This window comes from Rhodoferax sp. (genome assembly GCF_039922535.1).
Taxonomy (GTDB): domain Bacteria; phylum Pseudomonadota; class Gammaproteobacteria; order Burkholderiales; family Burkholderiaceae_C; genus Rhodoferax_B.
This window is the reverse complement of record NZ_JBDTEM010000350.1, coordinates 1-3599: the sequence shown is the minus strand read 5'-3', so window position 1 is coordinate 3599 and position 3599 is coordinate 1. Positions and strand designations below refer to the sequence as shown.

Here is a 3599-nt window from a genome sequence, read left to right as displayed (position 1 = left end):
GTGCTCGGCCCGCAGCGCCTGCTGGCCGAACTGGTGCGCCGCTGCTTTCGCAAGCACAAAAATGGTGCAGTGGTGGGCATCTTGACCCAGGCCATGGGCAACGGCACGAACAGCATCGAAGGCGCTTCATCCGGCATGGGAGCCTACGTCATTGCCAAGCACGGCATGGCCGGCATGCTGGCAATGCTGGCGGCAGACTACTCTTGGCTGCGCGTGCGCGCCGTAAAGCCCGGTTACACCGAAACCCCCATGCTCGAAGCATTTGACGAGCGCTTTCTGGCCACCCAGCGCGAGAAAGCCCCATTCCAGACGCCCGCACAGGTGGCGTCGCTCATTGTTGAGGAGGCCATTGGCGCATGAGCAACCATCTCTATTCCCAGTTGGGCTGGCTGCAAGCCGCCCCCGAAGACTTTTCTGCCCAATGCCGCCAACTGCTGACTGAGCCCGCCCCCCTGGGCCTGCGCCTGCAGCATCTGGCCAACCATGCGCTGGACGAAAACCAGCTCAACAAGCTGGCCAAGGCCATCCAGAAAGCCCGCGCGGCAGGCACCTCCATGGCTCCGCTGGTGCCGTTTAGGCTCGGCATCCTGAGCAACGCCACCTCGCATTTCATCGTGCCCGCACTGGTGGCCACCGCCGCCCGCCACGGCATAGCCCTGGACTGCATAGAGGCCGACTTCGACCAGGTTATGCAAGAAGCCTTGTCGCCCAGTTCCACCATCCACCAGGCCCAGTGCGATGCCGTGCTGGTGGCCGTGGACTACCGGGGCCTGCCGCTGAACGCCGCGCTGGGCGATGCCGAGGCCGCCCACCACACCGTACAGGCCGCCCTGGGCCACCTGGAGATGATCCGCAACGGCCTGCGCACCAACAGCAAGGCCATCTGCATCCTGCAAACCCTGCCGCGCCCGGTAGAGTCGGCGTTTGGCAGCCTGGACATGGCCCTGCCCGGTACCCCGCGCCAACTGATCGACGAGGTCAACCGCGGCATCGCCCAGAGCGTGGCGGGCACCGAAGACCTGCTGCTTGACGTGGCCCACCTGGCCGAAACCGTGGGCCTGGCCGACTGGCACGACCCCACCCTGTGGAACATGGCCAAACTGCCGTTTGCCAGCGAATTCTTGCCCTTGTACGCCGACCACGTCTGCCGCCTCATCGCCGCCTTGCGTGGCAAAAGCCGCAAATGCCTGATCCTGGACCTGGACAACACCGTCTGGGGCGGTGTGATTGGCGACGACGGCCTGGACGGCATCGTCATTGGCCAGGGCGATGCCACCGGCGAGGCCCACCTGCACGTGCAGCGCACCGCCCTGGCCCTGCGCGACCGTGGCGTGGTGCTGGCGGTATCCTCTAAAAACACCGACAACATCGCCCGCCAGCCCTTCCAGAAGCACCCCGAAATGCTGTTGCGCGAAGACCACATCGCCGTCTTCCAGGCCAACTGGAACGACAAAGCCACCAACATCAAAGCCATTGCCGAAGAGCTCTCTTTGGGCCTGGATGCCATGGTGTTTTTGGACGACAACCCCGTAGAGCGTGGCCTGGTGCGCAAAATGCTGCCCCAGGTAGCCGTGCCCGAGCTGCCCGACAACGCCGCCCTGTATGCCCGCACCCTACAGGCCGCAGGCTACTTTGAAGCCATTGCCTTTTCGGGCGAAGACCGCAAACGCGCAGAGTTCTACCAGGACAACGCCCGCCGTGTCACCCTGCAAAAACAGGCCGGCGACGTGGATGCCTACCTGGTCTCGCTCAACATGCAGATGACCCTGCAGCCGTTTGACGATACCGGCCGTGCCCGCATCGCCCAGCTCATCAACAAATCCAACCAGTTCAACCTCACCACCCGCCGCTACACCGAGGCCGACGTGGCCGCCGCGCAGCAAGACCCCAACGCCTTCACCCTGCAAGTGCGGCTGGCCGATGCCTTTGGCGACAACGGCATGATCAGCGTGGTGATCTGCCGCCGCCAGCAGGCCGACTGGGACATCGACACCTGGCTCATGAGCTGCCGCGTACTGGGCCGCAAGGCCGAAACCGCCGTGCTGCAAGAGCTCATTACCCAGGCCCGCGCCCAAGGCATCCAGCGCCTCATAGGCCGCTACCTGCCTACCGAGAAGAACAAGCTGGTCGAAGACCACTACGCCAAGCTCGGCTTCACCCTGGTGGACAAGCAGGCTGACGGCAGCACCGTATGGGAGCTGCACGTGCAAGACGCGCCACTGGTAGACCTGCCGATTGCCATCCTGCGCAGCGGCTTCGCGCCAAAGGCGGATGAGAAATTTATCGTAAGTTAGTGATACCAAGAAAAGACTATGCGGGTTCTGCTTACATGTCGAAAACTTGCGACCCCGGACAATGGTTCAGCCTTTTGTCTATAGCGTTTATACTGATTTCGACTGGCACCAGAATTGCTTCGATGGGTGGGGCCGATGGGTTTTTCAACTGACTTGGTGTGAGAGTATTGGCGCCGTGGATGCTAGTAAATAGAGTTATTTTGAGTTAAAGCTTTGGTTTTTTAAAATATGCACTAGGCTGTTTTTATAACTGCTATAGCTCATATAAATCTTGAATAAAGGAATAAAAGTGTCTACAAATATGCAGTCCAAACGGCGTTTAATTCTGCTTGAATTCAATGAGTTATGCCCTAGCCTAATTGATAAATTTATTGGTGAAGGCGTATTGCCAAATTTCAAAAAATTAAAAGAGGCTTCTGAAACTTTTGTTACGCATACCGACGAAGAATTTCTAGAGCCTTGGATACAGTGGGTGACGCTGCACACCGGTGTACCAGTTTCTGAGCACCACATTATGGATTTGGATGAAGCTAATAAGCTGAACCATAAACCTTTCTGGGATGACGTGGCCGATGCCAATGTTTTGCTTGTCTCCCCCATGAATGTGAAATTCTCGCGTGCAGACCGTTCTATATTTATCCCAGATCCATGGGCAGCATCCCAAACCCCGTCTCCTGAGGTTAAGCCTTTTTGTAAGTTCATTCGCTCTGCAATCACTGGCCATGCCCGTACCGATAAATTTAATGCGAGTGATGCGTGGGGTGCCGTCCGCTTTCTAGGCAGTCATGGAGTTTCGTTTGATTCGATTAAGGGCGCTATCAGCCAACTTTGGCAGGAACGTGTTGGCTCTCTAGACGTAAAGTGGCGGCGTGCCACCATTCTTGATCGCCTGTTATGGGACGTTTTTGCACACTTCTGGAAAAGCCAGCGTAACCCCCGCGTAGGTATTTTCTTCTCAAATGCCACTGCCCATTACCAGCACAAGTACTGGGCACACCATGATCCGTCTATATTCAAATTGAAACCCTCCCAAACCGAGCTTGACACCTATGGCCAAGCTATCCGGTTTGGCTATCAAGCGCATGACCGTTTGATTGGTAAGGCGCTAGCTTTAGCAGACAGTAATACCACGCTAGCCTTATGTACTGCTTTGAGCCAGCAGCCCATGCGCGACTATGAGGACCGTGGCGGGAAAGCCATGTTTATTCCTAAAGACTACGGTGCATTACTGCCCGCTTTGGGGGTTACAGCACGTTTTCGCGTGGAAGCACTTATGGCCGAAGAGTCTTGGCTTCATTTTGAGAG

Annotated in this window: 3 protein-coding genes; all 3 read left to right on the top strand. The window is 57.5% G+C overall.

Annotation, left to right across the window (positions count from 1 at the left end; all coding sequences use genetic code 11):
* The coding region (locus tag ABI213_RS16595) for an SDR family oxidoreductase (protein ID WP_348027919.1) at positions 1-360 on the top strand (360 nt) is incomplete at its 5' end.
* A complete protein-coding gene (locus ABI213_RS16590; RefSeq protein WP_348027917.1) occupies positions 357-2294 on the top strand; it encodes an HAD-IIIC family phosphatase in 1938 nt (645 codons plus the stop codon). The genes ABI213_RS16595 and ABI213_RS16590, both read left to right, overlap by 4 nt.
* A gap of 289 nt (positions 2295-2583) precedes the next feature.
* On the top strand, positions 2584-3599 hold a 1016-nt coding region (locus ABI213_RS16585), incomplete at its 3' end, for a hypothetical protein (protein WP_348027915.1).

Coding starts and splice junctions, on each gene's coding strand:
- ABI213_RS16590 (WP_348027917.1), top strand. CDS start 357: ATGAGCAACCATCTCTATTCCCAGTTGGGCTGGCTGCAAGCCGCCCCC.